29 protein-coding genes are annotated in these 25,992 nt (G+C 67.0%); 12 read left to right on the forward strand and 17 right to left on the reverse strand.

What is annotated here, in order from left to right; genetic code table 11:
• Positions 1-53 precede the first annotated feature (53 nt).
• Positions 54-1,352 carry a histidine--tRNA ligase gene (gene hisS, locus NJQ98_RS14870; protein ID WP_262180068.1) on the forward strand — a complete coding sequence of 433 codons (1,299 nt, stop codon included), beginning with the start codon at positions 54-56 and terminating at the stop codon, positions 1,350-1,352.
• Here the strand turns inward: hisS and NJQ98_RS14875 are convergent.
• Positions 1,347-1,856, reverse strand: a complete 510-nt coding sequence (locus NJQ98_RS14875) for a GNAT family N-acetyltransferase (protein ID WP_262180070.1) — start codon at positions 1,854-1,856, stop codon at positions 1,347-1,349. The two genes, hisS and NJQ98_RS14875, sit on opposite strands and share 6 nt — an antisense overlap.
• Before the next feature lie 99 nt (positions 1,857-1,955).
• Here NJQ98_RS14875 and truA point away from each other — a divergent pair, with 99 nt between their 5' ends.
• From truA to NJQ98_RS14900, 5 genes are all read left to right on the forward strand, one after another.
• The gene (gene truA, locus NJQ98_RS14880) at positions 1,956-2,771 is read left to right on the forward strand and encodes a tRNA pseudouridine(38-40) synthase TruA (protein ID WP_262180073.1); all 816 of its coding nucleotides are present in this window, start codon (positions 1,956-1,958) and stop codon (positions 2,769-2,771) included.
• 69 nt (positions 2,772-2,840) lie between these two features.
• The gene (gene pepF, locus NJQ98_RS14885; protein WP_262180075.1) at positions 2,841-4,631 is read left to right on the forward strand and encodes an oligoendopeptidase F; all 1,791 of its coding nucleotides are present in this window, start codon (positions 2,841-2,843) and stop codon (positions 4,629-4,631) included.
• A 92-nt stretch (positions 4,632-4,723) separates the two neighbouring features.
• On the forward strand, positions 4,724-5,944 hold the full coding sequence (gene pan2, locus NJQ98_RS14890) for a proteasome-activating nucleotidase Pan2 (protein ID WP_262180077.1): 1,221 nt from the start codon (positions 4,724-4,726) through the stop codon (positions 5,942-5,944).
• 362 nt (positions 5,945-6,306) lie between these two features.
• Positions 6,307-6,777: a pyruvoyl-dependent arginine decarboxylase gene (locus NJQ98_RS14895; protein ID WP_262180080.1), complete on the forward strand. Its 471-nt coding sequence runs from the start codon at positions 6,307-6,309 to the stop codon at positions 6,775-6,777.
• 97 nt (positions 6,778-6,874) lie between these two features.
• Entirely contained in the window at positions 6,875-7,228 is a 354-nt protein-coding gene (locus NJQ98_RS14900) for a DUF5811 family protein (protein ID WP_262180082.1), read from the forward strand.
• A 71-nt stretch (positions 7,229-7,299) separates the two neighbouring features.
• Here NJQ98_RS14900 and NJQ98_RS14905 read toward each other — a convergent pair whose 3' ends face one another.
• From NJQ98_RS14905 to infB, 10 genes are all read right to left on the reverse strand, one after another.
• A complete protein-coding gene (locus NJQ98_RS14905) occupies positions 7,300-7,620 on the reverse strand; it encodes a hypothetical protein (protein WP_262180085.1) in 321 nt (106 codons plus the stop codon).
• A 354-nt stretch (positions 7,621-7,974) separates the two neighbouring features.
• Positions 7,975-8,508, reverse strand: a complete 534-nt coding sequence (locus tag NJQ98_RS14910) for a hypothetical protein (protein WP_262180088.1) — start codon at positions 8,506-8,508, stop codon at positions 7,975-7,977.
• 273 nt (positions 8,509-8,781) lie between these two features.
• Positions 8,782-9,831, reverse strand: coding sequence for a hypothetical protein (locus tag NJQ98_RS14915; protein WP_262180091.1), 1,050 nt, complete (start codon positions 9,829-9,831; stop codon positions 8,782-8,784).
• A 37-nt stretch (positions 9,832-9,868) separates the two neighbouring features.
• Positions 9,869-10,141, reverse strand: coding sequence for a hypothetical protein (locus NJQ98_RS14920; RefSeq protein WP_262180094.1), 273 nt, complete (start codon positions 10,139-10,141; stop codon positions 9,869-9,871).
• Positions 10,142-10,154: 13 nt separating this feature from the next.
• On the reverse strand, positions 10,155-10,337 hold the full coding sequence (locus NJQ98_RS14925) for a DUF8015 family protein (protein WP_262180096.1): 183 nt from the start codon (positions 10,335-10,337) through the stop codon (positions 10,155-10,157).
• A gap of 74 nt (positions 10,338-10,411) precedes the next feature.
• Positions 10,412-10,588: a DUF7987 family protein gene (locus NJQ98_RS14930; protein WP_262180098.1), complete on the reverse strand. Its 177-nt coding sequence runs from the start codon at positions 10,586-10,588 to the stop codon at positions 10,412-10,414.
• A 76-nt stretch (positions 10,589-10,664) separates the two neighbouring features.
• Complete coding sequence (locus NJQ98_RS14935) at positions 10,665-12,350, reverse strand: GMC family oxidoreductase (RefSeq protein WP_262180099.1); 1,686 nt, start codon at positions 12,348-12,350, stop codon at positions 10,665-10,667.
• Positions 12,347-12,925, reverse strand: a complete 579-nt coding sequence (locus NJQ98_RS14940) for a gluconate 2-dehydrogenase subunit 3 family protein (protein WP_262180101.1) — start codon at positions 12,923-12,925, stop codon at positions 12,347-12,349. Before NJQ98_RS14940 ends, NJQ98_RS14935 begins: the two co-directional genes overlap by 4 nt.
• Positions 12,918-13,838, reverse strand: a complete 921-nt coding sequence (locus tag NJQ98_RS14945; protein ID WP_262180103.1) for a hypothetical protein — start codon at positions 13,836-13,838, stop codon at positions 12,918-12,920. The genes NJQ98_RS14940 and NJQ98_RS14945 overlap by 8 nt, the downstream gene beginning before the upstream one ends.
• 436 nt (positions 13,839-14,274) lie before the next feature.
• A complete protein-coding gene (infB, locus tag NJQ98_RS14950) occupies positions 14,275-16,080 on the reverse strand; it encodes a translation initiation factor IF-2 (RefSeq protein ID WP_262180104.1) in 1,806 nt (601 codons plus the stop codon).
• A 238-nt stretch (positions 16,081-16,318) separates the two neighbouring features.
• Here infB and NJQ98_RS14955 point away from each other — a divergent pair, with 238 nt between their 5' ends.
• Together NJQ98_RS14955 and NJQ98_RS14960 are read left to right on the forward strand one after the other, a co-directional pair.
• Entirely contained in the window at positions 16,319-16,558 is a 240-nt protein-coding gene (locus NJQ98_RS14955) for a PRC-barrel domain-containing protein (RefSeq protein WP_262180106.1), read from the forward strand.
• Entirely contained in the window at positions 16,559-17,017 is a 459-nt protein-coding gene (locus tag NJQ98_RS14960; protein WP_262180108.1) for an NOB1 family endonuclease, read from the forward strand.
• On the opposite strand, the gene NJQ98_RS14965 is transcribed toward NJQ98_RS14960, so the two are convergent.
• The 3 genes from NJQ98_RS14965 to NJQ98_RS14975 all read right to left on the reverse strand — a co-directional run bounded on the left by NJQ98_RS14965 (position 17,014) and on the right by NJQ98_RS14975 (position 19,420).
• Positions 17,014-17,160 carry a CopG family transcriptional regulator gene (locus NJQ98_RS14965; RefSeq protein ID WP_262180110.1) on the reverse strand — a complete coding sequence of 49 codons (147 nt, stop codon included), beginning with the start codon at positions 17,158-17,160 and terminating at the stop codon, positions 17,014-17,016. The two genes, NJQ98_RS14960 and NJQ98_RS14965, sit on opposite strands and share 4 nt — an antisense overlap.
• Before the next feature lie 74 nt (positions 17,161-17,234).
• A complete protein-coding gene (locus NJQ98_RS14970; RefSeq protein ID WP_262180111.1) occupies positions 17,235-18,029 on the reverse strand; it encodes a CPBP family intramembrane glutamic endopeptidase in 795 nt (264 codons plus the stop codon).
• Between the two features lie 95 nt (positions 18,030-18,124).
• The gene (locus NJQ98_RS14975; RefSeq protein ID WP_262180113.1) at positions 18,125-19,420 is read right to left on the reverse strand and encodes a glucose-6-phosphate isomerase; all 1,296 of its coding nucleotides are present in this window, start codon (positions 19,418-19,420) and stop codon (positions 18,125-18,127) included.
• Between the two features lie 91 nt (positions 19,421-19,511).
• Between NJQ98_RS14975 and NJQ98_RS14980 the strand changes: the two genes are divergently transcribed.
• The 4 genes from NJQ98_RS14980 to NJQ98_RS14995 all read left to right on the forward strand — a co-directional run bounded on the left by NJQ98_RS14980 (position 19,512) and on the right by NJQ98_RS14995 (position 23,183).
• Positions 19,512-20,033 carry a DUF8056 family protein gene (locus tag NJQ98_RS14980; protein ID WP_262180115.1) on the forward strand — a complete coding sequence of 174 codons (522 nt, stop codon included), beginning with the start codon at positions 19,512-19,514 and terminating at the stop codon, positions 20,031-20,033.
• Positions 20,034-20,133: 100 nt separating this feature from the next.
• On the forward strand, positions 20,134-20,601 hold the full coding sequence (locus NJQ98_RS14985; RefSeq protein WP_262180117.1) for a DUF5812 family protein: 468 nt from the start codon (positions 20,134-20,136) through the stop codon (positions 20,599-20,601).
• A 150-nt stretch (positions 20,602-20,751) separates the two neighbouring features.
• Positions 20,752-21,621 carry a protein translocase subunit SecF gene (gene secF / locus NJQ98_RS14990; RefSeq protein WP_262180119.1) on the forward strand — a complete coding sequence of 290 codons (870 nt, stop codon included), beginning with the start codon at positions 20,752-20,754 and terminating at the stop codon, positions 21,619-21,621.
• Positions 21,618-23,183 (forward strand): preprotein translocase subunit SecD, encoded by a 1,566-nt coding sequence (locus NJQ98_RS14995; protein ID WP_262180121.1) that lies wholly within the window; start codon positions 21,618-21,620, stop codon positions 23,181-23,183. The genes secF and NJQ98_RS14995 overlap by 4 nt, the downstream gene beginning before the upstream one ends.
• Before the next feature lie 120 nt (positions 23,184-23,303).
• Here NJQ98_RS14995 and rnhB read toward each other — a convergent pair whose 3' ends face one another.
• The 3 genes from rnhB to NJQ98_RS15010 all read right to left on the reverse strand — a co-directional run bounded on the left by rnhB (position 23,304) and on the right by NJQ98_RS15010 (position 25,866).
• On the reverse strand, positions 23,304-23,939 hold the full coding sequence (gene rnhB / locus NJQ98_RS15000) for a ribonuclease HII (RefSeq protein ID WP_262180123.1): 636 nt from the start codon (positions 23,937-23,939) through the stop codon (positions 23,304-23,306).
• A gap of 132 nt (positions 23,940-24,071) precedes the next feature.
• On the reverse strand, positions 24,072-24,464 hold the full coding sequence (locus NJQ98_RS15005; RefSeq protein ID WP_262180125.1) for a DoxX family membrane protein: 393 nt from the start codon (positions 24,462-24,464) through the stop codon (positions 24,072-24,074).
• Positions 24,465-24,588: 124 nt separating this feature from the next.
• Positions 24,589-25,866, reverse strand: a complete 1,278-nt coding sequence (locus NJQ98_RS15010; protein WP_262180127.1) for a tRNA pseudouridine(54/55) synthase Pus10 — start codon at positions 25,864-25,866, stop codon at positions 24,589-24,591.
• Positions 25,867-25,992 lie beyond the last annotated feature (126 nt).

A 25,992-nucleotide genomic window follows, 5' to 3' on the forward strand; every position in this document is an offset into this window, starting at 1 on the left:
GCGGGGCGACCCGAACGAACAGTTTCAAGCGCACCCTCGCTGTAGCTGCAGTCATGTACGACTCCGTCAAGGGATTTCGAGATTTCTACCCCGAGGAGATGGGTTCCCGCCGCTGGGCGATGGACACCATCGAGGACGCGGCCCGGCGCTACGGCTTCCGTGAGATAGCCACGCCGGCGCTGGAACCGACCGAGATGTACACGGACAAGAGCGGCGAGGAGATAGTTGAGGAGCTCTACAGCTTCGAGGACAAGGGCGGGCGCTCGGTGGCGCTGACCCCCGAACTCACGCCGACGGTCGCGCGGATGTTCGTCGCCAAACAGCAGGAGCTCTCGAAGCCCATCAAGTGGGTGTCGACGCGGCCGTTCTGGCGCTACGAGCAGGTCCAGCAGGGCCGGTTCCGGGAGTTCTACCAGACCAACGTCGACATCTTCGGGTCGTCGGAGCCGGACGCCGACGCCGAGATTCTGGCCGTCGCCGTCGAGATGCTCACCGACCTCGGGCTCGACGACGCGGACTTCGAGATTCGGGTCTCCCACCGGGACATCCTCTCGGGCCTGCTGGAGTCGTTCGAGGCCGGCGTCGACACCCGCGAGGCAATCCGCGCCGTCGACAAGCGCGCGAAGGTCGACCGCGACGAGTATCTGGACCTGCTGTACGAGGCCGGCCTCTCGTACGACGACGCCGAGGCGTTCGACGACCTGCTCGACACCGGCGAGGACGACCTCGACACGCTGGCGGACCGCTCGGAAGCCGTCGCGGACGCCACGGGGAACCTCCGGGCGGTCCTCGACGCCGCGGCCGACTTCGGGGTGCGCGACCAGCTCACGCTCTCGCTGTCGACCGCCCGCGGGCTGGACTACTACACCGGCGTCGTCTTCGAGTGTTTCGACGCGACCGGCGAGGTCTCCCGGTCGATATTCGGCGGCGGGCGCTACGACGACCTCATCGAGGGCTTCGGCGGCCAGCCGACCCCGGCGGTCGGCTTCGCCCCGGGCCACGCGACGCTGCAGTTGCTCTGTGAACGCGCCGGCGTCTGGCCCGAGGAGTCGCTCGCGACCGACTACTACGTCCTGCAGGTGGGCGACACGCGGCCGACCGCCGCGCGAATCGCCCGCGACCTGCGGGCGGCGGGCCACGTCGTCGAGACCGACATCGCGGACCGCTCGTTCGGCGCGCAGATGGGCTATGCGGATGGTGTCAACGCCGAGACGGTCGTCATCGTCGGCGAGCAGGACCTGGCAAACGACGAGGTGACGCTCAAGGAGATGGACGGGGGCGAGCAGGTCAGCGTCCCCGTCGCCGAGTTCCCGGGCGACCGCGACCGGCCGACCGTCGGGGACTTCCTATAGGTCCCGTTCCATCTCGATTTCGACTTGTTCGCGCAGGCGGGTCTCGAAGCCCGCCGCGCGGTAGACCCGTATCGCGACGTGGTTGCGCTGGGAGACCGCCAGCCAGACGTGTTCGATGCCCTCCTCCTGACCGTGGCCCAGCAACACCTTGATGAGCCGCGTGCCGATGCCGGCCGACTGGTACTCGGGGTGGACGAAGATGGCCAGTTCCGCGCTGCCGTCCCCGACGGGCACGAGGACGGCGTGGCCCACTGCCCGGTCGTCGTGCCAGACGACGACGTTTACCCCTTCGCTCAACAGCCCCTCGGCCCACTCGCGGATGGCGGGCTCCTTGCGCGGGGGGACGCCCTGGGACCGCGAGTCCGCGTCGAAATCGGCGTACATCGCCACGAGCGGCTCGACACCGCCATCGTAGGCCACCATCCGGACCGTCCGTTCCTCGCTGTCGGTGAACTCCTCTGGCGGACGGGGGAACTGGTGGCCGTCCTCGGCGGATGTTGCCATTCTGGGCCTAGCTACGGCCCCGGTGTTGGTAAACCCCCCTCTCGTTCCCACGCTGTGAGAGTCGGACGCCACAAGTACGACGGCGTCTAACGGCGGCGCATGCGCGCTTACCGGGTCGCTTACGACGGCCGACCGTACAACGGCTTCCAGCGCCAGCCGGACGTGCCGACCGTCGAGGGGACGCTGCTTTCCGGACTGGCTCGTCTGGACTGCGGTGGCCCCGAGGACGGGCCGCCAGCGGGCTACGCCGCGGCGGGTCGCACCGACGCCGGCGTCTCCGCGGTCGCCCAGACCGTCGCCTTCGAGGCCCCGGACTGGCTGACGCCCGCGGCGTTCAACAGCGAACTGCCCGCCGACGTCCGCGTCTGGGCCAGCGCCGACGTTCCCGGCGACTTCCACGCGACCCACGACGCGACCGAGCGCCGCTACACCTACTTCCTGTACGCGCCCGAGGCCGACGACGACCTGGCCGCCGAGACGCTCGAAGCCGTCTGCGGCCGCCACGACTACCACAACCTCACGCCCGACGACGAGGGGACGGTGCGTGAGCTGTCGGGCGCTATCGAACGGGACGGCGACCTGCTGGTCGTCGAGCTTCGGGCCGGCGGCTTCGCCCGGCAGCTGGTCCGGCGCGTCGTCGGCCTGCTCGACGAGATTCTCCGGGATGGGGCGCCCCGTTCGAAAGTCGAGCGGGTCTTCGACGACGCCCCCCTTCCGGGGCCCGAGGGGGTTGCCCCAGCCCCGGCCTACCCGCTGGTGCTGACCGGCGTCGACTACCCCGGCGTGGCGTTCGAGCCCGACGAGGACGCCGTCGACGGCGCCCGCTCGGTGTTCGAGGCGTTACGGGTCGAACGTCACACCGCAGGGCGGGTCGCGGGCCGTATGGTTTCGGGACTCTCCGGCTCCCGGCAGTAACGGCCACGAGACGGACCCACACGCCGCTCGCCCGGAAAGGCTTACTTCGGGCCTTCCCTACGGCGAGCCATGAGTTCGGTACCCGCACGCGACGACATCGACGAGGCGTACAAGTGGGCCCTCGAATCGCTCTATGCCGACGACGAGGCCTGGGAGCGCGCCTACGAGGAGGCCGAGGAGCTGATTGCGGACCTCGAAGCCTACGAGGGCCGCTGTACGGACGACGCGACCACCCTCCTGGCGACGCTTGAGACCTACGAGCAGTTGATGCGGACCGTCTCGAACGTCGCCTCCTACGCCCGGATGCGCCGGGACGAGGACACGACAGACGACACCTATCAGGCGCTCACCGCTCGCTCGCAGTCGCTCTCCTCCGAGGCGAGTTCGGCGGCCTCCTTCCTCGAACCCGAACTGCAGGCGCTGACCGAGGACGACATCGCCGACCTGGTCGACGAGGAGCCCGCGCTCGCCGAGTACGAGCACTACTTCGACGACGTGTTGCGGATGAAACCCCACACCCGCTCGACGGAGGTCGAGAACCTGCTGGCCGAACTGGGTGAGGTCACCGGCGCCGCCGGCGAGGTGTACAACATGCTCGCCAACGCCGACATGGAGTTCCCCACGGTCGAGGGGCCCGACGGCGACGAGCGACCCATCACGCTGAACAACTTCACGACGCTGCAGAAACACCCCGACCGCGAGTTCCGAAAGCGCGTGTACGAGGCCTTCTACGACGAGTGGGCGGGCGTCCGAAACGCCGTCGGCACCGCCCACAAGAACGCCGTCAAGACCGACGTGAAGCTGGCGAACGCGCGCAACTACGACACCGCCCGCGAGGCCGCGCTGAACGGCCCCAACGTCCCCGTCGAGGTGTACGACACGCTCGTCGACACCGTCCGCGACAACCTCGATAAGCTCCACCGCCACGCCGAGCTGAAACGCGAGAGCATCGACGGCGACGACCTGCGGATGTGGGACCTCTACGTCCCGCTCGTCCAGGAGGAGTCGCCCGAAATCGAGTACGAGCAGGCCTGCGAGTACGTCACCGAGGCCGTCGCGCCGCTGGGCGAGGAGTACCAGTCCCGGCTGGCCGAGGGGCTGGACTCGCGGTGGGTCGACGTCTACGAGACAAAGCACAAGCAGTCCGGCGCGTATTCGGGCGGGACCTACGACTCCCAGCCGTTCATCCTCATGAACTACCAGGACGACGTGGAGTCGATGTACACGCTGGCCCACGAACTCGGCCACTCGATGCACTCGGAGTACACCAGCGAGAGCCAACCCTACGTCTACTCGAACTACGAGATATTCGTCGCCGAGGTCGCCAGTACGGTCAACGAGACGCTGCTGACACACCACCTGCTCGACACCGTCAAGGACGAGCGGCTGCGCCGACACGTCCTCAACGAGTATCTCGAACGGTTCCGCTCGACGCTGTATCGCCAGACGATGTTCGCGGAGTTCGAACACCGGACCCACGAGATGGCCGAGGCGGGCGAGCCGCTGACGCCCGACAGGCTCGACGACCTCTACGCCGAGCTGAAAGGCGACTACTACGCGCCCGCCGAGCTCGACGACCGCATCGCCCACGAGTGGATGCGTATCCCGCACTTCTACCGGGCCTTCTACGTCTATCAGTACGCGACCGGCATCTCCGCGGCCGTCGCGCTCGTCGACGGGATTCTCTCGGAGGGCGAACCCGCCGCACAGCGCTACACCGACTTCCTCGCCAGCGGCTCCCGCGAGTACCCGCTGGAGCTGCTGCGGGGCGCCGGCGTCGACATGGCGACGCCCGCCCCGGTCGAATCGGCGCTGGACACCTACGGCGAGTACCTCGACGAGTTCGCCAGCCTGCAGTAGCGACCCGCGGGCCAACAGCCCTGTGGGCTGACATGCCCGGTGTTGTGACCCAAAGGCACTTTTAGTCTCAACCGGTAGTATCGGGTAGTCAAATGTCGCGCAGTCCCTCTCTTCCGGAGCGACCACGCCTGGACCTCGACCCAGAGATGACGCCAGAGGAGCGTCTGGAGGCCCTCCGGGACCACTTCGAAGAGATAGTCCGTGTCAACGAACAGCTCACCGACCAGCTCGACAGCGCCCAGGAGCGCCAGGCCGATCTCTCCGACGACGTCGACCAGCTCGAACGGGAAAACGAGACGCTGAAGACCTCGTCGCTGTACATCGCGACGGCCGAGGAGCTGACCGACGACGGCGTCGTCGTCAAACAGCACGGCAACAACCAGGAGGTCCTGACCGAGGTCTCGCCGTCTATCCGCGACACGCTCGAAGCCGGGGACCGCGTCGCCATCAACGACTCCTTTAGCGTCAAACAGATTCTGGAAGCCGAGACGGATTCGCGCGCCCAGGCGATGCAGGTCGACTCCTCGCCGGACGTGACCTACGAGGACATCGGCGGCCTGGAGGAGCAACTCGTCGAGGTCCGCGAGGCCGTCGAGGAGCCGCTCCTCAACGCACAGCAGTTCAAAGACGTGGGCATCGAGCCGCCTAGCGGCGTCCTGCTGCACGGCCCGCCTGGCACCGGCAAGACGATGCTGGCCAAGGCCGTCGCCAACGAGACCGACGCCACCTTCATCAAGATGGCCGGCTCCGAGCTGGTCCGGAAGTTCATCGGCGAGGGGGCGCGCCTGGTGCGTGACCTGTTCGAACTCGCCTCCGAGCGCCAGCCCGCCATCATCTTCATCGACGAGATAGACGCCATCGCCGCCAAGCGGACCGAATCGAAGACCTCCGGCGACGCGGAGGTCCAGCGGACGATGATGCAGCTGCTCTCGGAGATGGACGGCTTCGACGACCGCGGCGAGATTCGCATCATCGCCGCCACGAATCGCTTCGACATGCTCGACCGCGCCATCCTCCGACCCGGCCGGTTCGACCGCCTCATCGAGGTGCCAAACCCCGACGCCGAGGGCCGCGAGCGCATCCTGGAGATTCACACCGAGGAGATGAACCTCGCCGCCGACGTGGACCTGGGCGCCTTCGCCGCCGAGACCGACGGGCTCAGCGGGGCCGAAATCGCTTCCCTGACCACGGAGGCCGGGATGTTCGCCATCCGGGACGGCCGGACCACGGTCGAGCAGGCCGACTTCTACGACGCCCTGGAGAAGATCGACCAGGACGAGGAGACGGGCAGTCAGCCGGTCGCCTTCGCCTGAACCTTTTTCATCGTCGGGTGTCCTCGCGCCGCTTCGCGGCGCTGTGGGTACCCTCCTCGAAAAACGTTCGCGAAAAAGACCGGATTCGCGACTTCTAGCCGCGAATACGGTGAAACCGCTCGCCGACGGCGAGCGGTATGCTCACTCTGGACAGCCTGCCTTCCCCCGTCTTCGCTCGGGAACGGCTGGCTCCACGGCTCGCTGCGCTCGCCGTTACGCGTCGAGAGTCCTCCCCACGGTCGGACTCTCGCTTGCCGTTCCACTCGCTTACGGCCACTGCACAGCTCTCGCCTGGCCACTGACCCACCGCTCGCGACCGCCGAAACGAAACCCCTTAGCGGCCGCGTCGTCCACGCTCACACATGAGTACCATCCGCGTCGTCTGGGGGACAGCCAGCGGGCCGACAGCGCTGGCTTCCTACGACGCGGCGCTGGCCGAGGCGGGCGTCCACAACTACAACCTGGTGACGCTGTCGTCGGTCATCCCCGCCGGCCCCGACATCGAACTCGCGGGGACGGCCCCCGACCTGGGCCCGCCGGGAGAGGCCCTGGAGGTCGTCCAGTCGGCCGCGACCGCGGCGCCCGGCGAGCGGGTCGCCGCGGGCATCGGCTGGGCGCGCAGTGAAGACGGCCCCGGCATCTTCTACGAGGTCGACGGCACCGACCCCGACGCGGTGCGCGAGGAGATACGCGAGGGGCTGGCGGCCGGCCGGGAACTCCGTGACTGGGAGTTCACCAAGGAGACGGTTCACGTCGAGTCGGTCGCGCCGGAGACGACCCACGCGAGCGCGGTGGTCATCGCCACCTACGGCGAGAGCCGTCCGGTCGTGTGAGTCGCCGGCGTGTTCTGGCCCCGGCGGTCCGACGGCAACATTGCCACAAAGCCACTGGGTTTTTACCGGTAAGCGACTTATCGGAGAGAGAACCTACATGTACGGAAATTCGCCGCTCGGTGGCGAGACGGAGAAAGTGACGCTCTCGCGCGAACAGCGCCAGGCGCTGCGTCGCGACCTCGCGACCGTCGCGGCTCGCACGCGGGAGCTGCTCCCCGGGGAGTTCGTGGTGGGGTCGGAAGTCAGCGACGGCGAGACGGGCCCGCGGGCGACGATCGCGGTCCAGCCGCCGGTCGGCTCCGTCGTCAGCGCCGACTACCAGCCGGAGGACCCGGAGTCGGCGACCATCTCGGACGAGGAGCGCGACGACCTCGCACAGGGTATCGCCGCCTCGGCGGCCCTGCAGGTCAAGCAGGTCATGGGCGAGGACCGCTCCCCGACAGCGCAGTAACGGCGCCCGGTCCGGCGCATCGATAGCGGTCGACAACGACGCTCGCGGTGATATTTTCCCGGCAGCGTAGTTCAGCAGTCGCCGCTCGGCCGTGTCAGTGTCCAGCCGTCGTCGGCGAACGCCTCGCGGGCGGCCTCGTAGTCCCGGTCGGCCATCCCGTAGAACGACTCGCGACCGACCGGCGTCCGCACCCGGAGCACGACGGTGTGGTCGGTGACGTCGAAGGCGGTCACCGACTGTCGGCCCGTCCCGTCGGTCCACGTCTCGCGGGGCCGGCCCTCCCGCGTGACACAGGTGTGACCGTACTCCCAGCTGTGTGACTCCGCCCGATTCAGCGCCGCCGGGAGGTCGACCCCCAGCACGCCTGACGGTGACTTGTCTGACGTTGCCATGGGGGTAGCTACACCGAACGACGCAAAAAATCGTGTGATTCTGTCGGCGGGTCAACTCCCCGGTAGTGCGGTCCGTACCGGGAAAATTTCACAGATACGACAGTAGCAGTCGGGGTGAATACGACGAGTCCTTTCGCGTAACAACAGCGGTCACTCGGTCAGTGCAGGCGAAGGATATATCGAGCCGAACGGACCGACCTCGACTATCTGGTAAGAACCGCATACGAGATATGGCGGATAGAACACATTACGCACAGAATTCCTGTCCCAAATTAATTCTGTCACATAATATTGTTATCCGCTTACCAAGACCGATTCACGAGATATCTAGGGGTGAGTATCGCTATCGGCAGGTCACTGCGGGGAGTAATCAGAGGCACTGCTCCACAACTCGCCGCTGACCCCGTCCTCGGTGACGAACGCGATGTATGCGGTACAACCGTCGAAGGTGGAATCGCGAGACGCGTCCGCCGTGTCGTACGTCGCGGGCTCCGACGCCACTGCTGTGGAGATCGTGATCTGGTAGCGTGTCCGATCGCCGAGCCAGTCAACTCCCTCGTCGTCTGCGAGGCGAAACCCCTCCTCGACTTTACGGGTGTCATCGTACACTATCTCGCCGTCCCGCTGGACGGTTACCGTCACGTCAAACTGATACGGATCCGCGTCGGCAGGCGTAAGCACCTGAATTTCGCAGAACCTCGGCAGCGCGTTGGCTGTGCCTCCCTCACCTGACTCTCTGTCAGTCGCGTTCTCGGGGAGAACCGCTCCGCAGCCAGCCAATCCGACCATTCCGGTACTACCGAGTATCCGGAGCAGACGGCGTCGGGTGACCCGCTTCCCGTTTCGTTCCGGGGACATGTTATTTAAGCTTGACAGCTTCAACGACACCAGATTTGTGATATTGTCACGTGAGATACGTGCCCCGTCTCTTGCGTGATGATTAGAAATAGATGAACCCGGTAGCTTGGTCGACTGCGCATTCGCAGGTCGGTTGAGCACCGAATTCTCCCAGCCGACACTAGAACAAAGCGACTTCCACAGTACCGACTTCTCACACAACCCGTGAATCGGTCGATACAGGCGAACCAACGAACAACGAGAGCTCGAATCATCACAAGACAAATCGCCGTGCGAGATACAGCGGGGCGAGTCAGACCGAGTCTACAGCGCCGTTTGCACCGTCATCTGTAGTAGTTGCGGGAGCAGGACGCTAATCGCAATCTGACTCCACATCGTGAACGTCGCCGGGTAGACCCGTGTATTCCGCACGTGTTCCAGTCGCTCCCGAGCGTCGTCGAACTGTTCTCTATCGACCACCTTCGCATTCCTGATGTCGTACGGGTTCTCTAACGCTTCGTGTAGGTCCGCTTCGAGTTCGCGGATTCGTTGCTCCTTCTCCGCGGACATGATCTGATGCATCGTATACATCGAATAGCCGATCGAGAGCAGTCCGACGAACCAGGCCGTCGAAAAGAAGACTAACTCGAACAACCCGGGCTCGTAGCCGCTCACCGGGAGTAGCACCGGCCCGTAGACGAGAACAAAGAACAGCACCAGACCGGCGGTGTAAATGTAGTACGACCGCTTCAACAACTGCCCGACGGCGGCGAACCCACCCATGTTACGCGGGTCGTAGAAGAACAGATTGAACTCGATGTTCTTGATCCGCCGCGGAAGCAGGAAGTGGATGCCGTAGTAGGTGAGCGCGAACTCCACGATGACCGGCAGGAAGACGAACTCCCAGGTGAAGAGGTAGTTAATCGCCGTAACTCGGTTCGGAACCCCGACGTTGAGGAAGGTGTTCGCGTATAACACGACCACGGCAACGAGATAAATGGCGACTTTCACCCGCCAGCTGAATATCCGCCGGAACTGGTCCATGTCCGCGGAGCCAACCCGCTCTTGTGTCCGGATTGTCGCGAGCGCCTCCTCATATCTACGCGACATATACCTGGTTCCGTACACGCCCAACAGAACCGCAACGTACCCGGCGGCAATGTTCGGAGTTACGAGCAGTATGTGGGTTCCGCCGGTGAGATGAACGTAGACCTGCAGAACGGCCACGTCTAAGAAACTAAAGAAGCCAACGAGCAGGAACGGTGGATAGATATCTCTCCCGGGAAGTGCCGCTGAGAGGCGGGAAAAGCCGAACAACGTGGCGATGTACTCGACGAGATTTCTCTCATCCCTTGCCTCGAACTCTCCCGACATAGCGGGACGGTCGGGTAGCTGCTTCTTAATTGTGTCGTCAGATTGTTATAGAAGCCGTGAACCCGGACGTACAGATTTCGCTGTGGACAACCGTTGGGATTAGAAGCCCCCACCGCATCCCGGACATGGTCGCAACGATAGCGACCATGAGCACGAGTTCGACTAGACTCAACATGCCGTACTTCTTGTTCAACTCGGCGAGTCGCTCGTGGTCAGTATCGTCGGCCGCAATCTCGTCGAACGTCCCGGCTGTGAATTTGTGAAGCGGGCCGACTCCGAGGACGAGGAATACACAGCCCGCGTTCACCAACTGACGATGCGTATCAGGCGTCGGTCGGCGGGTTGTAAAACAGCGCGTAGCCGATAGAGCCGGTCGCGGGTATCGAGCCCGCGGCCATGGCGACGGCAACGCTGAGCGAGGTCGCGACGGCGCCAAACGCCGCAAGCGCCATCGTTATGGCGATACTCGCAAGCACGAGGTCGGCCGTCGAGAGCGAGTCGGTCATCGTGTCCGTTCGAAGACACGCCGTCTAATTAAATATTATTACTCGTGCCGAACTCGCCTCGTCGCAGTGTCGGCCTACAGCGTTTCGCCGATATCGGTTCGCTCGTTGACCACAAGCGGCAGGATGACGCCGACGCCCAGCAGGAGCGCCAGTACGAGCGGCCCGGGGGCATCGAGCCACGCGGCGGTGTAGCTCAACACCAGTGCGAGGGCGCCACAGCCGAGGATAATCTGATTCTCGCGGGAGACCATGCGGCGGCGATTCAGGCCGGCCGAGCAAAAGGATACCGTTCCCCGGTGTCCCTTCCGGAGGCGTCTCGCACGCCTCTCAAGCCGACGAGAGCGTCTCGTCGATGTGGTCAGCCGTCTTGAGCGCGAGAGCGGCGATGGTCAACGTCGGGTTGTTGGCACCACCGGTCGGGAAGACGCTCGAGGAGGCGACCCAGAGGTTCTCGAGGTCGTGGGTTCGACACTGCGCGTCGACCACGCTCTCCGCCGGGTCGGTCCCCATCCGCGTCGTCCCCATGTGGTGAGTGCTCATCTGCCGGTCCGAGAGTGTCGAGACGTCCGTTATCTCGGCGCCGAGTTCCGCCATGATGTCTGCCTGAATCTCGAGACAGTGTTCCATGGTCCGCTGTGCGTACTCACCGTCGGAGAGTTCGATAGAGGGGACCGGCCGCCCGTGGTTGTCCGTCGTCGACCGGTCGAGCGTCACGCGGTTCTCCGCCCGCGGGAGCATCTCTCCCGCGCCCCGTATCGACAGCGGGTATGGCGGGCCGTCCGTCGTGGGGGGTTCGAGGCCGTCACCCAGCGACGTCTCGTTAAGCGGGTCCGTGGCCACGTCCGCCAGTCCCGCCGGTGTCGGGGCGGTGATGGCCCCGAGCAGCCGGGTCGACGCCGGCTGCCGCACCTGTGCGCCGCCCGACGCCGCCCGGGCGCTGTTGTCGAAGGTGAGGTGGAAACTCCCCGGCCCCGCTGCGCCTGGGTCGTAGAACTGGTCGGACCGGCTCGAAACCCACCCGACGTTGTTCTGCTGTGTCTGCTCTTCGAGCGCGGCGTTGGTCGTGACGTTCGGGTGGTCCATGAGATACCGACCGACCGCCCCGCTCGAGTTGGCCAGCCCGTCCGGATACTGCGACGAACTCGACAGCAGGAGCAACCGCGGGGTCTCGATGCCGCCACAGGCGACGACGAACTGGTCGGCCTCCTGTCGATGCGTGCTACCGTCCGGCGTCGCGTACAGGACCGAATCGACGCTGTCGCCGCTGGCGTCGTGTTCGAGGCGCAGCACCTGTGCCCGGTCGACGATTCGGGCACCGTGGTTCTCGGCCCTCCGGACGTGGACCTCGGCGCTGTATCTGGCGCCCGACGGACAGGCGTTACAGACGCCGTACCCGACGCACTCGGAGCGGCCGTCGTACGCTTCGGCGTTTATCGCTTTGGGCTGTGTCGCCATCGAGATGCCGAGGGCGGCGCAGGCCTCGGCGAACAGCGAGTCGCTGTAGGAGCGCGGAAACCCCTCCTGTGGGTACGGGTCCGTCCGTGGCGGCCCGTGGGGGTTGTCGTCGACGCCCGAGACGCCCATCTCGCGCTCGGCCTGTGCGTAGTACGGGCGGAGGTCGTCGTACTCGATGGGCCAGTCGCGCCCGCGACCGTACCGGGACCGCATCTCGAAGTCCTTCGGATGGAGTCGCGGCGTGTTCCCGTCCCAGTGAACCGAGGTCCCCCCAACCGCCTTCAGGCGGGTCTCGTTGAGGCGCGCGTAGATGTCGCCGGTCGACGTGAACGCGTCCCGCTCGTCGTCTCGCCAGAAGGCGTCGCGGTCGAAGCCCGGCCGCAGCCACATCTCCATCCGCCGGCGGTGGTCCGCCGGCTCCAGGCGCTCTCCGGCCTCCAGAACGGTGACGTCGTGGCCGCGCCGCGCCAGCGAGTAGGCGGTGATGGCACCTGCCGGACCCGACCCCACGATACAGACCTCCGTATCCGACGGCGTGCGGTCGATGCCGTCCGTCATTCGTCCTCCGGTGCTCGGCGATACGCCTCCAGGCCGCCCGGGTGCCCCGGCGGGTTCTCGATTCCGGTCAACGGTCGACTTCGCGGCGAGGTAAAGAGCGCGTACAGCAGGTCGTTCACCAGGTAGAACCGGACCCGCTCGGCGGTAGTGCCGTCCGGCATCGGATGGACCGCCGTCACGCCCATCGACGTGAGGACCCGCCGGCGCGTGGCCGGCGACAGCTTGGTCACCGACCCGCCGAACCTCGCTCTGGCGTGACTATCGACGGCCTCGATGCTGTCGACGAGCGCCTCGAAGTGGCCGGAGGCAGGTTCCACTCGGCGGAAGACGGCGTTCTCCACGAACGACTCCTCGACCGCCACCGACGTCGGATAGATTGCGGCGGCGACCGCGGTCGCGGTCTCGACGTGCACGCGGGACGCAGGGTGGCCCTCGGTCAGTGTGTCCGTTCCCGACGACCGTCCGCCGTACCCGTAGGCACCGGCACCGACGGCGGCACCACTCAGCGCCGCGAGCATCTGCCGTCGTGTCGGTTCCGACATCGCGGCCCGTTCCTCGCCGGGTCGCTCAGTCATCGGTCGGCCTCCGGTCGAGCGTGTCGGTGCCACGGTTCGGGCGTCGGCGTCTCCGGACCAGCCAGCGGAGGCTCAGTAGCACACAGCCGACCAGAAGCGCTGACAGCCGGACGACCAGGTCGCCGTACCGGTATACCCAGACGAGCACGGACGCCCCGGCGGTGGCGAAGGCCGTCCCCGTCCCGAAGAGCGTGCCGGCGTAGTTCCGTAACTGGGTCTCGCTGTCGAACAGCGCCAGGTCGTGCGCGAAGGCATCGAGCCCCATCGCGCCGACCAGCCAGAGGACGCCGATTGCGAGCAGTCCGAGCAGCGCGGCCCCGCGTCGGCGGTCGAACCGGCGCGTCCGCGTGGTCCCGCTGTCGGGATCTGCCAGCCCCGGGTCACGACCGGCGTCCGCCTCGAAGAGGGACGGAACGGTCTCGCGGAACCGACCCCCGGCGAGCGCGCCGACCACGGCGACGACGAGGACCCCGGGGAGGAAATCCATGCCGCTGGCGTAGAACCGCTCGCCGCCGAGGACCATCGCGAACCACGCCGCCGCTGCCGTCGCGTACACGCCAGCGACGGCACACGCGAGGAGCCTGGACCCTGCTCCCCACGCTGGCGCATCCGGGGAGTCGTCGGAGTCGAGCCAGGCGACCACTCCGGCGAAGGCGAGCAGCCAGACGGCGAGTTCGGCCGTCCACGGGCCGACCGCGCCCCGGAACAGGTCGTGGATGACCACGCCCGCGGCCCCGCCCAGCGTGACCGAGGGGCCGACGACGAACGCCGCCGCCACGAGCAGTGCACCCGAATAGACGGCCGGTACTGTCGCTGTCGTCGAGCCGAGCAGAAGCACGAAACCGGCGCCAGCCCCGACTGTGACCTGGCCCGACGAGACAACTCTACTACTGACGTGAAAGGGCACGACCATCTCTCCTCCGTGAACTCTGGGCAGTTAGAGTTAGTAAGCAGCCATCTAAACAAACCCCGTTCGAGGATACGGGCCGTTGAACGATACGGCAGTCGGTAAAATCCAGATAAAGCGGTGGGAGATGGAGTTAGTCACCGCCTTCGGCGCCAGGGGAGACGACCGCTGAATTCGGGGTTCGACTGTGGGGCACTACTGGCTCGCGGTTGCACCGCTCGCTTTCGAGGCGCATCGTGCTCGCTCCCACCGCTGTGCCTTTTCGAGGCCCTCTCCGGTTACCGCGTCGCTTTTCGAGGTCACCCGCAGGCTCGTGACCTCGCTACTGCTCCACGGCTCCCTGCGGTCGCCGTCGTCGGGCGGCAAAGCCGCCCGACTGCCTGCGGGACCACCGGTCCCGCTCCGTTTCGCTTCGAGACCCCTCGCTTCGCTCGGGCTCTCGCTACTTCCCCCAGAAGGGGTCCCGATTCCGGTGCTTTTCGAGATACATCGACAGAGCCTCGCGCTCGTCGACCGATATCTCCTCTTTCAGCTCCTGTTCGAGTATCTTGGCGTGTTTCTCGGGAATCTCGACCCAGAGGTCGTCGCCCTCCTCTATCTGGCGGCCGACGGTCGGCCCGTCGATGGAGGCCGCGAGCTGCTCGCCCGTCCGGGCCGAGTCGACGTCTTCACCCGCGTCCTGCAGCGATTTCAGCCGGCCGACCCGCGTCGGCTCGTTGCCGTCCCACTTGACGACGTTGACGTTCCGGCGGAGTTCGCCCGAGAGCACCTCGATACCGACGACGGCGGGGTCGTTCTGGCGGAAGGTGTGGTCGGGCAGCACCCGGAACTTCGCCGGGCGGGTGATGTTCTCCAGAATCTGTTCCTGCTGGGACTCCTGGATTTCGGTGACGTGGTCGTCGTACCCCTCGACGAGCTGGTAGATGACGTCGTCCTCGAACAGCGTCACGTCCTCCTGTTCGGCCAGGTCCCGGGCGTCGTCCAGCACGTCGACCGAGAAGGCCAGTATCGCGCGGTGGGTCGGCTCGTTGGCGGTCTCGGCGACGCGGATGTCCCGGGGCGCGACGGCCCCGACCTCGGCGCGCATGATGGGGATTTCCGCCTCTTCGAGCGTACTGGAGATGGCTTCGAGCGAGCCGAGCGTGTCGGCCTTGACCACGACGCCTTCCTCCCCCGTCGTCACCTCTATCTCGGAGAGCTCCTCCTCGACCTCGGCGATGACCTCGGCGCGGTCGCGGTCGCGGAGCACGCGAATCGGCGCGCCGGCGATGGCGCCGTCGAGGTCCGGTGCGGCGATTTTCACCCCGTCTGCGGCCGCGACGGCGTCGACCTGCTCGAACTGCTGTTCGGTGCGTATCTCTTCGAGGGGCCGCGGACGGAGCAGGGCGCGCACGTCGGTGACGATGGGGCCCTGGAGCCCGCCGACGACGATGGTGTCGTCTGCTCGAATCGTCCCGTCGTAGATGATGGCGTCGAGGGTCGTCCCGAAGCCCTGGGTGTCCGTGACTTCGAGCACCGTCCCGACGCCCGGGCCGGTGGCGTCTATCTCCATCTCCTCTTTCATGTACCGCTGGGACAGCCCCATCATCACGGTCAGCAGGTCCGGGATGCCCTCGCCGGTCTCGGCGGAGACGGGGACGACGCCGATGTTGGCCTGGAAGTTCTGGACCCGCCAGTACATGTCGGCCGAGAAGCCGTTGTCCGAGAGCTCGCCGATGAGTTCGTACAGCTGCTCGTTCAGGTCCGAGGTGACCCGCTCGGACTGGGCGTCCATCGTCTGCTGGACGGGCTGGTTCTCGTTGGGGTTCCAGCCCGGCACGGTGTCTATCTTGTTCGCGGCGACGATAAAGGGCGTCTGGGTCCGCTTGAGGATGTCTATCGCTTCGAGCGTCTGCGGCTGGAAGCCGTCGTTGACGTCGACGACGAGGATGGCGATGTCGGCCAGCGCGCCCCCTCGCGAGCGCAGCGTCGAGAAGGAGTGGTGGCCGGGCGTGTCGATGAACAGCAAGCCGGGCAGGTCGAAGTCGGTGGGGTCGACCAGCTCCCCGGCGATGTCCGAGATGACCTCCAGCGGGACCGCGGTGGCCCCGATGTGCTGGGTGATGGCGCCGGACTCGCCCGCTGTCACGGCCGAGCCGCGGATGCGGTCCAGCAGGCTCGTCTTCCCGTGGTCGACGTGGCCCAGTACGGCGACGATGGGTGTCCGTAGGGTGTGTTCCGTCTCCGTGGTGGCGTCCTTATCAGACATAGATGGCCTCAGAAGTTACTGGAAGGTGTCGGGCACAGTAGTTAAGTTCGTCGTCATGGCCGTCTCCGGCTGCCGGCCCGCTCCCGTTGTGGCGCCGGTCAGTTCGGGTTCAGGCGGGGTAGACGGCAGTCGCCGTCGGCGTTCCGGTACCGGGTCCGCTTCGGACTCCGAGGGAACGGCGTGTTTCGCACGTCTGACACCCCGTGGCGTTTATGTAAGCTCGCTCAGAAGGGGAGGTATGGCCGACATACTCGCCGAGAACCTGAAGGACAAGGACGTCATGGGCAGCGACGGGGCGGAACTGGGAAGCCTCTACAACATCACGATGGACCTCTCGTCGGGGGCGCTCAACCACCTCGTCATCGACCCAGCCGAATCGGTCCGAAACACCGACTTCGAGTACAGCGATCAGGGCCGGCTGCTGGTTCCCGTCGAGCGGGTCAAAGCCGTCAAAGACCACATGATCGTCAAACGTTAGATGTACGTTCTCGATTCGTCCGCGTTTATCAACGAGTATCACACCGACGAGCGAATAGCGACGATTCCGCTCGTCCAGGAGGAGCTGGAGGGCGAGGCCGCCTACCGCTTCGACGCGCTGGAGGGCTCGGGGATGCACCTGCACATCCCCGAGGACGACACCGTCGAGCGCATCGAGCGGGCCGCCCGCGAGACCGGCGACCTCGCGGAGCTGTCCGAGACCGACATCCGCCTCATCGCCGCCGCCTTCGAGCTCGACTGTCCGCTCGTCACCGACGACTACGCGATGCAAAACGTCGCGGAGAAACTGGACGTCCGCGTCGAGGTCATCGCCCGCGAGGGCATCAGCGAGCAACGTGAGTGGCAGTTCCAGTGTGCGGGCTGTGGCCGCGAGTTCGACGAGAACCACGACCGCTGTCCGGTGTGCGGGAGCGACCTCTCGCGGAAGAACCCCGCCTAGACGGTCCGCTCCTCGATGTCTTCGAGCCCGGCCTCGATGAGCTGTTTCACCACTTCCTCCTCGGTGATGCCGTAGCGACGGGCCAGCACCTGAATCGCCCGGGCCTGGCCGTCGTCGCATACGACCGTGAACCGGGTTGACATACCATGGAAATGGACCCCTGTCAGTTTAAACACCCGTCAGACAGCCGTCGCACGGCGGTCCTCCGACCGCGCTGTTACCCCGGCAGCGTGGCGGCGGTGGTCGCGACGTAGTAGTTCGCCACGAACAGCCCGGCGTTCCAGAGCCCGTGGGCCAGCGCCGGAACGACGATGCTCTCGGTGTGCTCGTACACCGCGCCCAGTACCAGCCCCAGCGCGCCCGCGGTGAGGATGTACGTCCAGGCGCTCCCGGAGCTGATGGCGAGGTAGTGGCCCAGTCCGAACAGCAGGCTCGCAAACACCAGCCCGGGGACCACGCCGAACGCGCGCCTGAACAGCCCCTGGACGACGCCGCGGAAGACGAGTTCCTCGGCCGGCCCGACGAAAAAGAGCGCGACCGGCACCATATACAGGAAGAGGACGGGGTTCTCACGGCCCTGCGTGACGATGCTGTTCTGGCCGCTCTCGACGGTCACGCCGAACAGCGTCTCGGCGAGCGCGGAGAGCAGTTCGACGACGGCGCCCATCACCAGCGAGCCGAGCAGGATACCGACCAGCCCGACCACGGCCCACCCGAGGTCCGACGGTCGGGGCCGGCGGAGGTGGACCAGCGACCGGTCGTCCCTGACCCGGAGATATCCCACGGCCGCGAGGATGAAGCCGACGAAGGAGATGGCGTTGACCGCCGCGTACAGCCCGGCTGACGTCGAACTCGCGTCGAGGGGGACGGGGACGCCGAGCAGCGTCGCGCCGAGCGAGGAGAAGACGCCGGCAAAGAGGAACGCCCCGGCGACGACGGCCAGCGCCCGAATGACGCTCTCTGTTATCGTGCGGCCGTCGGCGACCGAGACGTACGGCGGGGAGAGTGCCATAGCGGTTGGCGGAGGTACGCGAGCGGGATTCAAGACCCCACCGATTGGGGCCCGGCTCAGGCCGCCCTGTCGCTGCGGGCGGTCGTGTCGCGGCTCTAGTCGATGCGGTAGCTGGGACGTTCGGCGACGGTCCTGGTCTCCTCGGTCTCCTCGCCCGACAGCAGGCCGCGCGCGGCGCGCTTGCCCCACTCGACGGCGGGCTGTGTGAACGTCTCGATGTCGGCCAGCTCGCCCACCAGCACCGTCGCAGCCTCCATCGCGTACAGCAGCTCGCCAAGCCCCTCGGCGTCGAGCCGGTCAAGTTCGAGCTCGACGGCGGGCCGGCCGGCCTCGGCCAGGCTGGCGACCGTGGCGTCGTACTCCGCGTCGAGCAGCTGGCCCAGGTCCGCGCCCGCGAAGTAGGACAGCGAGTCGTGGTCGGACTCGGGGATGGGCACGTCGGCCCGCTCGCTCGGCCGGACGACGGTGACCATCTTGTCCCGCGGGCCGGCCCGGTAGAGCTGGAGCTGGGAGTGCTGGTCGGTCGCGCCCAGGGCCCGCGCGGGCGTCTGGCCGCGCCCGTCCTTGCCGAGGCTCTCGGCCCACAGCTGGGCGAACCACTCGGCGAAGTACTCCAGGCGCTCGGCGTAGGGCATGACGGCGTTGACCGCGGCGCCCTCCTCTTCGAGCGCGTAACAGACGGCCCCGTAGGCGTAGCCCGGCGAGTCAAAGAGAGAGGGACCCAGCCCGTCGGCGGCCGCGCTCGCGCCGTCCAGCAGCCCCTCGATGTCGACGCCGAGGACGGCGGCCGGGACCAGCCCGACCGACGACAGGGCGGCGAAGCGGCCGGGGACGCCGTCGGGGACCGGCAGCCGCGGCAGGCCGTGTTCCGCGACCAGTTCCGACAGCGGCCCGGACTCGCCGGTCGTGACGACCGTCAGCTCGGTCCAGTCGACGCCCCGGTCCTCGTAGGCCTCCCGGACGACGAGGAAGTTCGCCAGCGTCTCGGCCGTCGTGCCCGACTTCGAGACGACGTTGATGGCGGTGTCTTCCAGCGGGAGGCCGTCGAGCGTGCGTTCGACGTGCTCCGGGTCGACGTTGTCGAGGACGACGTGGCGGTCGGGCTCGTCGGCCAGCGCCGCCGTCACCGTCTTCGCGCCGAGCGCGGAGCCGCCGATACCCACCGTGATGACGTACTCGGCGTCTCCGACCGGCTCGACGGCCTCGCGGATAGCCGCCGGGTCCGTCTCGTCGGGCAGGTTGAGCGCGGCGTAGCCGAACTCGCCGTTCTCACGGCCCGCGGCGATGGTCTCGTGGGCCGTCGCCACCCGTTCGTCGAGCGCGTCCAGTTCGTCTTCGTCGACGCCGGGGTCCGCCACGTCCCCCAGCGCCGCGCCGATATCCAGTTGCATGCGGGTACCGTCGCCCGCCTCGTACATATTTACGGGGGAGTCGCCGCTCGACAGCGTGGCGCTTAACCCCGTCCTGGCCTTACGCCGACCGATGACAGACGCGCAGCCGGCCGAGAGCGAGCGGAGCTACGACGGCTTCCCCGGCGCCTTCCCCTACGCGCTCCGGACCAGCGAGTCGCTACTGTTCAAGGGGTACGTCGTGGTCGCCGTCCTGCTCTCGGTCGCCATCGGGCTCATCTTCACGTTCGGCCTCATCGGCGTTCTCGCGGCGAGCACTGGCGTCCGCGGCGGGACGTTCACGTTCTCGCGGACGTTCTTCTTCTTCGTCGGGCTGCTCGTCGTCGCGCCCCTGCTCGCGCCGGTGTTGCTCGTCGCGCGGCGCCACCGCCGCACCGCCTCCTCGGTGGCCTACGACCGCGGGCTGGCCCTCGCGGCGCTGGGGTTCGTCGCCTCGCTGTACGTCGGGCTGATTATCTCGGTACCCCCGGCCCTGCAGGAGCCGACGAACAGCGGCGTCGTGCTGGCGCTGTACGGCTTGCCACAGATCGCCGGGTTCGTCCCCCCCTTACTCGCCGTCGGGCTGATGTACGTCGTCCACCGCGTTCTGAAGTGACGGCGCTCTTTGGCCCTTACACCGTCGCGATATCGCTGACTGCCCAAAGCCGCTGTAGCCAGTCGAAACCCCGAAAAACGCGCCTGACCTACCCGACTCCATGACCCGAAAAGAGGGGACGTTCCTCGTCACCCACGCCGACTCGGACTCGGCGACACTGCGCGACGTGGTCGACTCACAGGTACTGACGCTGTCGGAGAACCCCGGCCTCGAAGCCGGGGCCGTCGTCGAGGCCACGCTCGAAGCGGAGCCGCCGATGGAGGTTACCTACGCGGTGGCCGACCTCGCGGCCGAACACGAGATACCCGTCGAGGTTGTGGACCTGGAGCCGACGGCACAGGCGAAAGACGTCGCCGCCGACCAGCCGGTCGGCGAGGTCACCACGCGAGAGCGGGCGGGGACCGGCGAGGTCCACGTCCTGACCGTGCCCGACGGCGAGGCCGCGGCGACGGCCGAGGAGGTCGCCGCCGACGAGGAGACGGTCGCACGGGCGGGTCGGCTGGGCGTCGACCGCGTCGAGATTCGGACGGCGGACGGCGTCGTCAGCGTCCGGTATCTGCCGGACTGAACGGGCGGAGTTCCCCCGCCGGTCCGCGCTGCGACACTGTCGGGAGTCACGAACTCGAATGGTTCGCCGGGCCGGGGTGGCGAATATATCCGCGACTGCACGGCCGGCAGTATAAGAAGGCTTATTCGGTGGCGTGCCACACCCACGGCCATGGTCGCGTTCGAGGTCCCGGAAGTCGACTACACGCAGTACTCCAACCGGCAGCTCATCGCGGTCCCGCTCGCGGTGCTGGCGGTCGCCCTGGGGGTACTCGCGGTCACCTTCGCGATGACCGGGTCGCCGGTCGCGCTGGGGAACGACTTCACAGGGGGATCAGAGCTCACGGTGCAGTCGTCCGACTCGATTTCTCAACAACAGGCTACCGACATCTTCGGTGACTCCGTGGTCTCGGTCCAGCAGGTCTCCGGACAGGACCAGTACATCATCACGTTCGACGATAGCGCGGAGATATCGACGCTCACGTCCCAGGCCGAGCAGGCCGAGGGCATCACCGTCCTCCAGAGCGGCACCACGTCGCCGGTCTTCGGGGCGGACAACCAGCGTCTCGCAGTCATGGGCGTCGGCGTCGCCTTCCTCGGAATGAGCCTGCTCGCGTTCGCGCTGTTTCGGTCCTTCGTGCCGAGTATCGCCATCGTCATCTCGGCCTTCTCGGATATCGTCATCCCGGTCGCCATCATGAACCTCGTGGGCATCAAGCTCTCGCTGGGGACCGTCGCGGCGCTGCTGATGCTCATCGGGTATTCCGTGGACTCCGATATCCTGTTGAACAACCACGTCCTCCGTCGGTCGGGCGGGTTCTACGAGTCCACCTACCGGGCGATGCGGACCGGTGTGACGATGACGATCACCTCTATCGCGGCGATGACGGTGATGGCCATCGCGGCGACGCTGTTCGGCATCGAGCTGATGGCCTCCATCGGCCTCGTGCTGGTGCTTGGACTGACGGCTGACCTGATGAACACCTACATGCTCAACGTCACGCTGCTTCGCTGGTACAAGTACGAGGGGGTCAACCGATGAGCGTCCTCCGCGAGAACTGGCGGGTCGTCGTCCTCGTCGTCCTCCTGCTGGGCAGCACGGTCGCGCTGTTCGTGCCCGGGGCGCCGCCCGGCACGACGGCCAACGAGACCGCCGGCGGCGACCAGCTCACGAACCTCCAGTACGGTATCGACCTCTCGGGCGGCGCCCGTATCCAGGCGCCCGTCGTGGGGATGACCGCCGAGGGCGTCGCCGTCGGACCGAACGAGGAGGCGGCAACCCAGCAGGCCATCGCGGACCGCCTCGGCGTCGACCCCATCGACGTCGAGGTCCGCGCGGCCCAGCAGGAAAACCAGAACGGCACCGTCGAGGTGTTGAACGGGACCGTCACGAACGAGGAGTTCCGGACCGCGCTCCAGGCCGAGGGGTACCAGCCCTCGACGATTCGTGACGGCGTCACGCAGGCCACCCGCGACCGGATGGTGACGAGTATCCGGGACAAGATCACCACCTCGGCGCTCAGCGGCGGCCGGGTCCAGGAAGTCAACTCCCCCGGCGGCCAGAGCTTCATCAGCATCACCGCGCCCGGACGTGACGCCCAGGAACTCATCGACATCCTGGAAGAACGGGGCGTGGTCCGCGTCTACGCCGTCTACCGGAACGACACGACCGGCAACTGGACCCACCAGCAGGTCCTCAGCCAGGACGAGTTCGCCTCCATCAGCAACGCACAGAACCCGAACAACGGCGGCCCACAGGTGCCCGTGACCATCGAACAGAGCGCCGCCGAGCGGTTCCAGTCGGACATGGCCGCGGCCGGCTTCGGCAACGGGGCGTCCTGTAACGTCGAGGCCAGCGACCACGACTCCGTCGAGAGTATCAACGGGACGTGTCTGGTGACGACGCTCAACGGCGAACCCGTATTCATCGGCGGCGTCCGTCCGTCGCTCGGGCAGTCCTTCGCGGACGGCTCGTTCGCCAACGACCCGCAGTTCGTCATGACCACCACCTCGATGGACGAGGCCCGCGAACTCCAGCTCTCCCTGCAGGCCGGCCGGCTGCCGGCGGACCTGGACTTCGAGAACGGTAACCAGAACACCCTGTCGCCGGCGCTGGCCGACCAGTTCCGGACGAACTCGCTCATCACCGGACTACTCGCCGTGCTCGCGGTCAGCCTCGTGGTCTATGGCCGCTACCGCCGCCGCGAGGTCGCCCTGCCGATGATCGTCACCGCGCTCTCGGAGGTGTACATCCTGCTGGGCTTCGTCGCGCTGGCCCAGTACCCGCTGAACCTCTCACATCTGGCCGGCTTCATCGCCGTCATCGGGACGGGGGTGGACGACCTCGTCATCATCGGTGACGAGATTCTCCAGCAGGGGGAGGTCGGGACGGCCCGCGTGTTCCAGAGCCGCTTCCGCAAGGCGTTCTGGGTCATCGGCGCCGCCGCGGCGACGACCATCGTCGCGATGGCACCCATGGTCGCGTTCCCGCTGGGTGACCTGTCGGGCTTTGCCATCATCACCATCGTCGGCGTCCTCATCGGCGTCCTGATAACCCGACCGGCCTACGGTGACATCCTCCGGAGCCTCGTCTTAGACGAGTAAGACCGTTTTCATACGGCCGACTCCACACCACTGTCTCTGTCAACAGCCAGAAAGTCCACCCTAGCGGCTGAACGGTCGGTTACAAACGCGGGTTTGGTCCCGTCTCCCGAAACTCCGTTTTCAGAACTCCCCGAGCGTCGACTGCCGGGCGGCGGCGAGGACGTCGTCGCAGGTCGACCACGAGGCGCGGGCGCAGTCGGGCAGGCCGCCGTGTTCGGCCACGTAGTCAGCCAGAAACCCCCTGGTCGTCGGGTCGCTCGGGTAGCCCGACCCCACGTCGCCGTGGGTCGCCGCGAGCGCTTCGACGTGGCCGTCGCGGGCCACCTTCGCCACGATGGAGGCCGCGCCCACCAGCGGGTCCGTCTCGTCGGCGCCGTGTTCGGCCGTGAGGTCGACGGCGGCGTCGACGCGGTCGGCGACCCGGCGGCCGAACCGCTCGGCGTCGGTGTCGCCCGCGTCGACGGTGCCCGCGAGCCCGTCGCGGGCCACCCCCGACAGCGCCTCGGCGTGGGCCGCGACGGTCAGCGTGTTCATGTCGGTCTCGGGGTCGTCGATTCGGGAGACGGATATCTCCGCGACGGCGACGGCGTCCGCGGCGGCCCGGATTTCCTCGTCCAGTCGCTCCCGTTTCGCCGGCGCGATGCCCTTCGAGTCGCCCACGCCGTCGGGGAGGGCGTCGGGGGCGGCGCACACTGCGGCGGCGAACATCGACCCCAGCACCGGCCCCTTGCCGGCCTCGTCGGCGCCCATTCGCATGGCTGGTGGGTTCGCGCCGTCGAGTAAAGCGGTTGTGGTCGGTGTCGACTGTACGGCCGCGAAACGGTTCGACAGCCGAGCTTCGTGTCCGGTAGTTCGTTACGGCCGGCACAAAGCACGTGGCCGACCGAGCTACTCCCGGCTGGCCCGTCTGAAGAACGCTATCGCCGCGCCCAGCAGCGTGAGGTTCTGGACGAACGAGGTCAGCTCCTCGCCGCGGGACTCCGCGTCGACGTTCCAGAAGTCGTGCATTATCGGCGTGACGCCGAGCAGAAACGCGGCGACGCCGGCCGCGGCGACCTTCGGTAGCTTCCAGAGCGCGATACCGATACCGCCACCCAGCAGGAGCCCGCTCGACGCGGGCACGAGCTGCTTCGCGAACGGGACCCCTTTGGCCTCCGCGTAGCCGATACGACCGTCAAGATTCGTGAGATTTCGAACGGCGAGCACCGCCAGACCGCTCCCGAAGAGGAGCCGCCCGAGCAGCGACGGCGGGCTGTCGCCGTCCGTATCTATATCAGACATGCATACAGTCAAGTCGGTGCACCCGGATAACCACCCGCTTTACCGACGCCGCTACCGGTATCTCGGACGCGCTCTCGACCAACTGGCCTGTTCTGCTACGGCCGAGAGTTACACCGCCGCGTAGCTACTGCCGGAAGAATTCCTCGTCGGCGAACGGTTCGTCCTCGCCTTGCACGTCCACCACGTCGAGCGCAGTGACCACGGCGTCGACGCCCAGCAGGCCCGTCAGACTCGGCTCGGTGCGGCCCTCGTCGCTCGAAATCAGCTCTTTCACGTAGAGCCCGCCGGCGCCGTGGATACGGACATCGGCGTGGGTCGAATCGACCAGGTCGCCGCTGGCGTCGTACACGTCACGCGTCCGCGTGAGGTCCGCCCTGCGGTGGGCGACGCGCTGTGGCGTCTCCTGGTGGACGGTCGCCCCTTCGAGCTCGTCGAGCGCGGCCTGCAGGTCGTCGTCGCTGACCGGCTCGGCGAACTCCACGTCCATCCGGTAGGTCTTCGAGGCGTCGAGTTCCTTGACGCGTTCGACCATCTCGTGGGTGGCCAGCCGGAGCCCCTCGACCTCGACTTTCCCGTCGGCGAACTCGTTGATGTCCGCTTCCAGCGCCTCGACGTCGACATTCCGCGTCCGGGGCTCGTCCACTTCGATGACGAACGGCCGACCGGACTCCAGCATCAGCGCGTCGACGTCCTCGCGGCCGGCGCCGTGGAAGGTGCCGGCCTCGCCGTCCATCGCGTCGACCACGACGGGCGCCGAGAGCTGCTCGACGCTCTCGTCGTACCGGTAGCCCGTGCCGTCACAGCCGTCACAGGGCTCGCCCTGCCAGCGGCCGGTGCCGTTGCAGTCGTTACAGGGCCACTTCGTCTGGGGGATGTCCCGCTGTAGTTTGCGGTAGCGGCCGTAGACGAACGCGGAGTTGACCTTGGCGTCGACCTCGTCTGTCGCCAGGTCCAGCGTGAACTGCACGTCGGGCCGCCCGAACTCCACCTCGGCGCCGGTGATGTCGCCGATTTGCTTCCCGACCTCCCGATTGAGCTCGGTCTTCAGCGCCTCGCCCGCGTCCGCCTCGAAGCCGATGTCCTCCCGGAGCAGCGTGTCGTTCTCTTCGAGCAGGGGCGGCACCTTCGTCCCGACCTGGTACGTCTCGAAGTCGTAACCCCGAACCGCGGTCGCGGCCTGCTCGGCCCACCACTCGACCCGCTCGCTCTCCAGTTCGCAGACCCAGCAGTCGTCGTCCGGTTCGTACGGCTCGTCGTCCTCCAGGGCCACCGACACCCGTAGTGCCTCCCCTCGCTCGGCGTTGGCCAGTCCGAAGCTCCGCTCGGCGAACAGCCGGCCGAGACAGGAATCACAGAGCGGCCCCGTGGCCAGCGCGGCCCGCGCGTCGTCTAGAACGGTCATTGTCGATGTGAGGAGGGGGGCCGGTAACTGCGTTTCGACCTAGGTGTAGTAGGAACGGCGGTGACTGATTGGTATCTCCACCGCCAGAGAGTCCCGCCCGCGTGGTTTGTCCCGCTGGCTACCTGA

It is taken from the genome of Haloarcula laminariae, from assembly GCF_025457605.1.
GTDB lineage: Archaea > Halobacteriota > Halobacteria > Halobacteriales > Haloarculaceae > Haloarcula > Haloarcula laminariae.

Excerpts from the sequence above, each read along its gene's own strand:
- hisS (WP_262180068.1), top strand. The coding sequence starts at position 54 with ATGTACGACTCCGTCAAGGGATTTCGAGATTTCTACCCCGAGGAGATG.
- NJQ98_RS14875 (WP_262180070.1), bottom strand. The coding sequence starts at position 1,856 with ATGGCAACATCCGCCGAGGACGGCCACCAGTTCCCCCGTCCGCCAGAG.
- truA (WP_262180073.1), top strand. The coding sequence starts at position 1,956 with ATGCGCGCTTACCGGGTCGCTTACGACGGCCGACCGTACAACGGCTTC.
- pepF (WP_262180075.1), top strand. The coding sequence starts at position 2,841 with ATGAGTTCGGTACCCGCACGCGACGACATCGACGAGGCGTACAAGTGG.
- pan2 (WP_262180077.1), top strand. The coding sequence starts at position 4,724 with ATGTCGCGCAGTCCCTCTCTTCCGGAGCGACCACGCCTGGACCTCGAC.
- NJQ98_RS14895 (WP_262180080.1), top strand. The coding sequence starts at position 6,307 with ATGAGTACCATCCGCGTCGTCTGGGGGACAGCCAGCGGGCCGACAGCG.
- NJQ98_RS14900 (WP_262180082.1), top strand. The coding sequence starts at position 6,875 with ATGTACGGAAATTCGCCGCTCGGTGGCGAGACGGAGAAAGTGACGCTC.
- NJQ98_RS14905 (WP_262180085.1), bottom strand. The coding sequence starts at position 7,620 with ATGGCAACGTCAGACAAGTCACCGTCAGGCGTGCTGGGGGTCGACCTC.
- NJQ98_RS14915 (WP_262180091.1), bottom strand. The coding sequence starts at position 9,831 with ATGTCGGGAGAGTTCGAGGCAAGGGATGAGAGAAATCTCGTCGAGTAC.
- NJQ98_RS14925 (WP_262180096.1), bottom strand. The coding sequence starts at position 10,337 with ATGACCGACTCGCTCTCGACGGCCGACCTCGTGCTTGCGAGTATCGCC.
- NJQ98_RS14930 (WP_262180098.1), bottom strand. The coding sequence starts at position 10,588 with ATGGTCTCCCGCGAGAATCAGATTATCCTCGGCTGTGGCGCCCTCGCA.
- NJQ98_RS14935 (WP_262180099.1), bottom strand. The coding sequence starts at position 12,350 with ATGACGGACGGCATCGACCGCACGCCGTCGGATACGGAGGTCTGTATC.
- NJQ98_RS14940 (WP_262180101.1), bottom strand. The coding sequence starts at position 12,925 with ATGACTGAGCGACCCGGCGAGGAACGGGCCGCGATGTCGGAACCGACA.
- NJQ98_RS14945 (WP_262180103.1), bottom strand. The coding sequence starts at position 13,838 with ATGGTCGTGCCCTTTCACGTCAGTAGTAGAGTTGTCTCGTCGGGCCAG.
- infB (WP_262180104.1), bottom strand. The coding sequence starts at position 16,080 with ATGTCTGATAAGGACGCCACCACGGAGACGGAACACACCCTACGGACA.
- NJQ98_RS14955 (WP_262180106.1), top strand. The coding sequence starts at position 16,319 with ATGGCCGACATACTCGCCGAGAACCTGAAGGACAAGGACGTCATGGGC.
- NJQ98_RS14960 (WP_262180108.1), top strand. The coding sequence starts at position 16,559 with ATGTACGTTCTCGATTCGTCCGCGTTTATCAACGAGTATCACACCGAC.
- NJQ98_RS14965 (WP_262180110.1), bottom strand. The coding sequence starts at position 17,160 with ATGTCAACCCGGTTCACGGTCGTATGCGACGACGGCCAGGCCCGGGCG.
- NJQ98_RS14970 (WP_262180111.1), bottom strand. The coding sequence starts at position 18,029 with ATGGCACTCTCCCCGCCGTACGTCTCGGTCGCCGACGGCCGCACGATA.
- NJQ98_RS14975 (WP_262180113.1), bottom strand. The coding sequence starts at position 19,420 with ATGCAACTGGATATCGGCGCGGCGCTGGGGGACGTGGCGGACCCCGGC.
- NJQ98_RS14980 (WP_262180115.1), top strand. The coding sequence starts at position 19,512 with ATGACAGACGCGCAGCCGGCCGAGAGCGAGCGGAGCTACGACGGCTTC.
- NJQ98_RS14985 (WP_262180117.1), top strand. The coding sequence starts at position 20,134 with ATGACCCGAAAAGAGGGGACGTTCCTCGTCACCCACGCCGACTCGGAC.
- secF (WP_262180119.1), top strand. The coding sequence starts at position 20,752 with ATGGTCGCGTTCGAGGTCCCGGAAGTCGACTACACGCAGTACTCCAAC.
- NJQ98_RS14995 (WP_262180121.1), top strand. The coding sequence starts at position 21,618 with ATGAGCGTCCTCCGCGAGAACTGGCGGGTCGTCGTCCTCGTCGTCCTC.
- rnhB (WP_262180123.1), bottom strand. The coding sequence starts at position 23,939 with ATGCGAATGGGCGCCGACGAGGCCGGCAAGGGGCCGGTGCTGGGGTCG.
- NJQ98_RS15005 (WP_262180125.1), bottom strand. The coding sequence starts at position 24,464 with ATGTCTGATATAGATACGGACGGCGACAGCCCGCCGTCGCTGCTCGGG.
- NJQ98_RS15010 (WP_262180127.1), bottom strand. The coding sequence starts at position 25,866 with ATGACCGTTCTAGACGACGCGCGGGCCGCGCTGGCCACGGGGCCGCTC.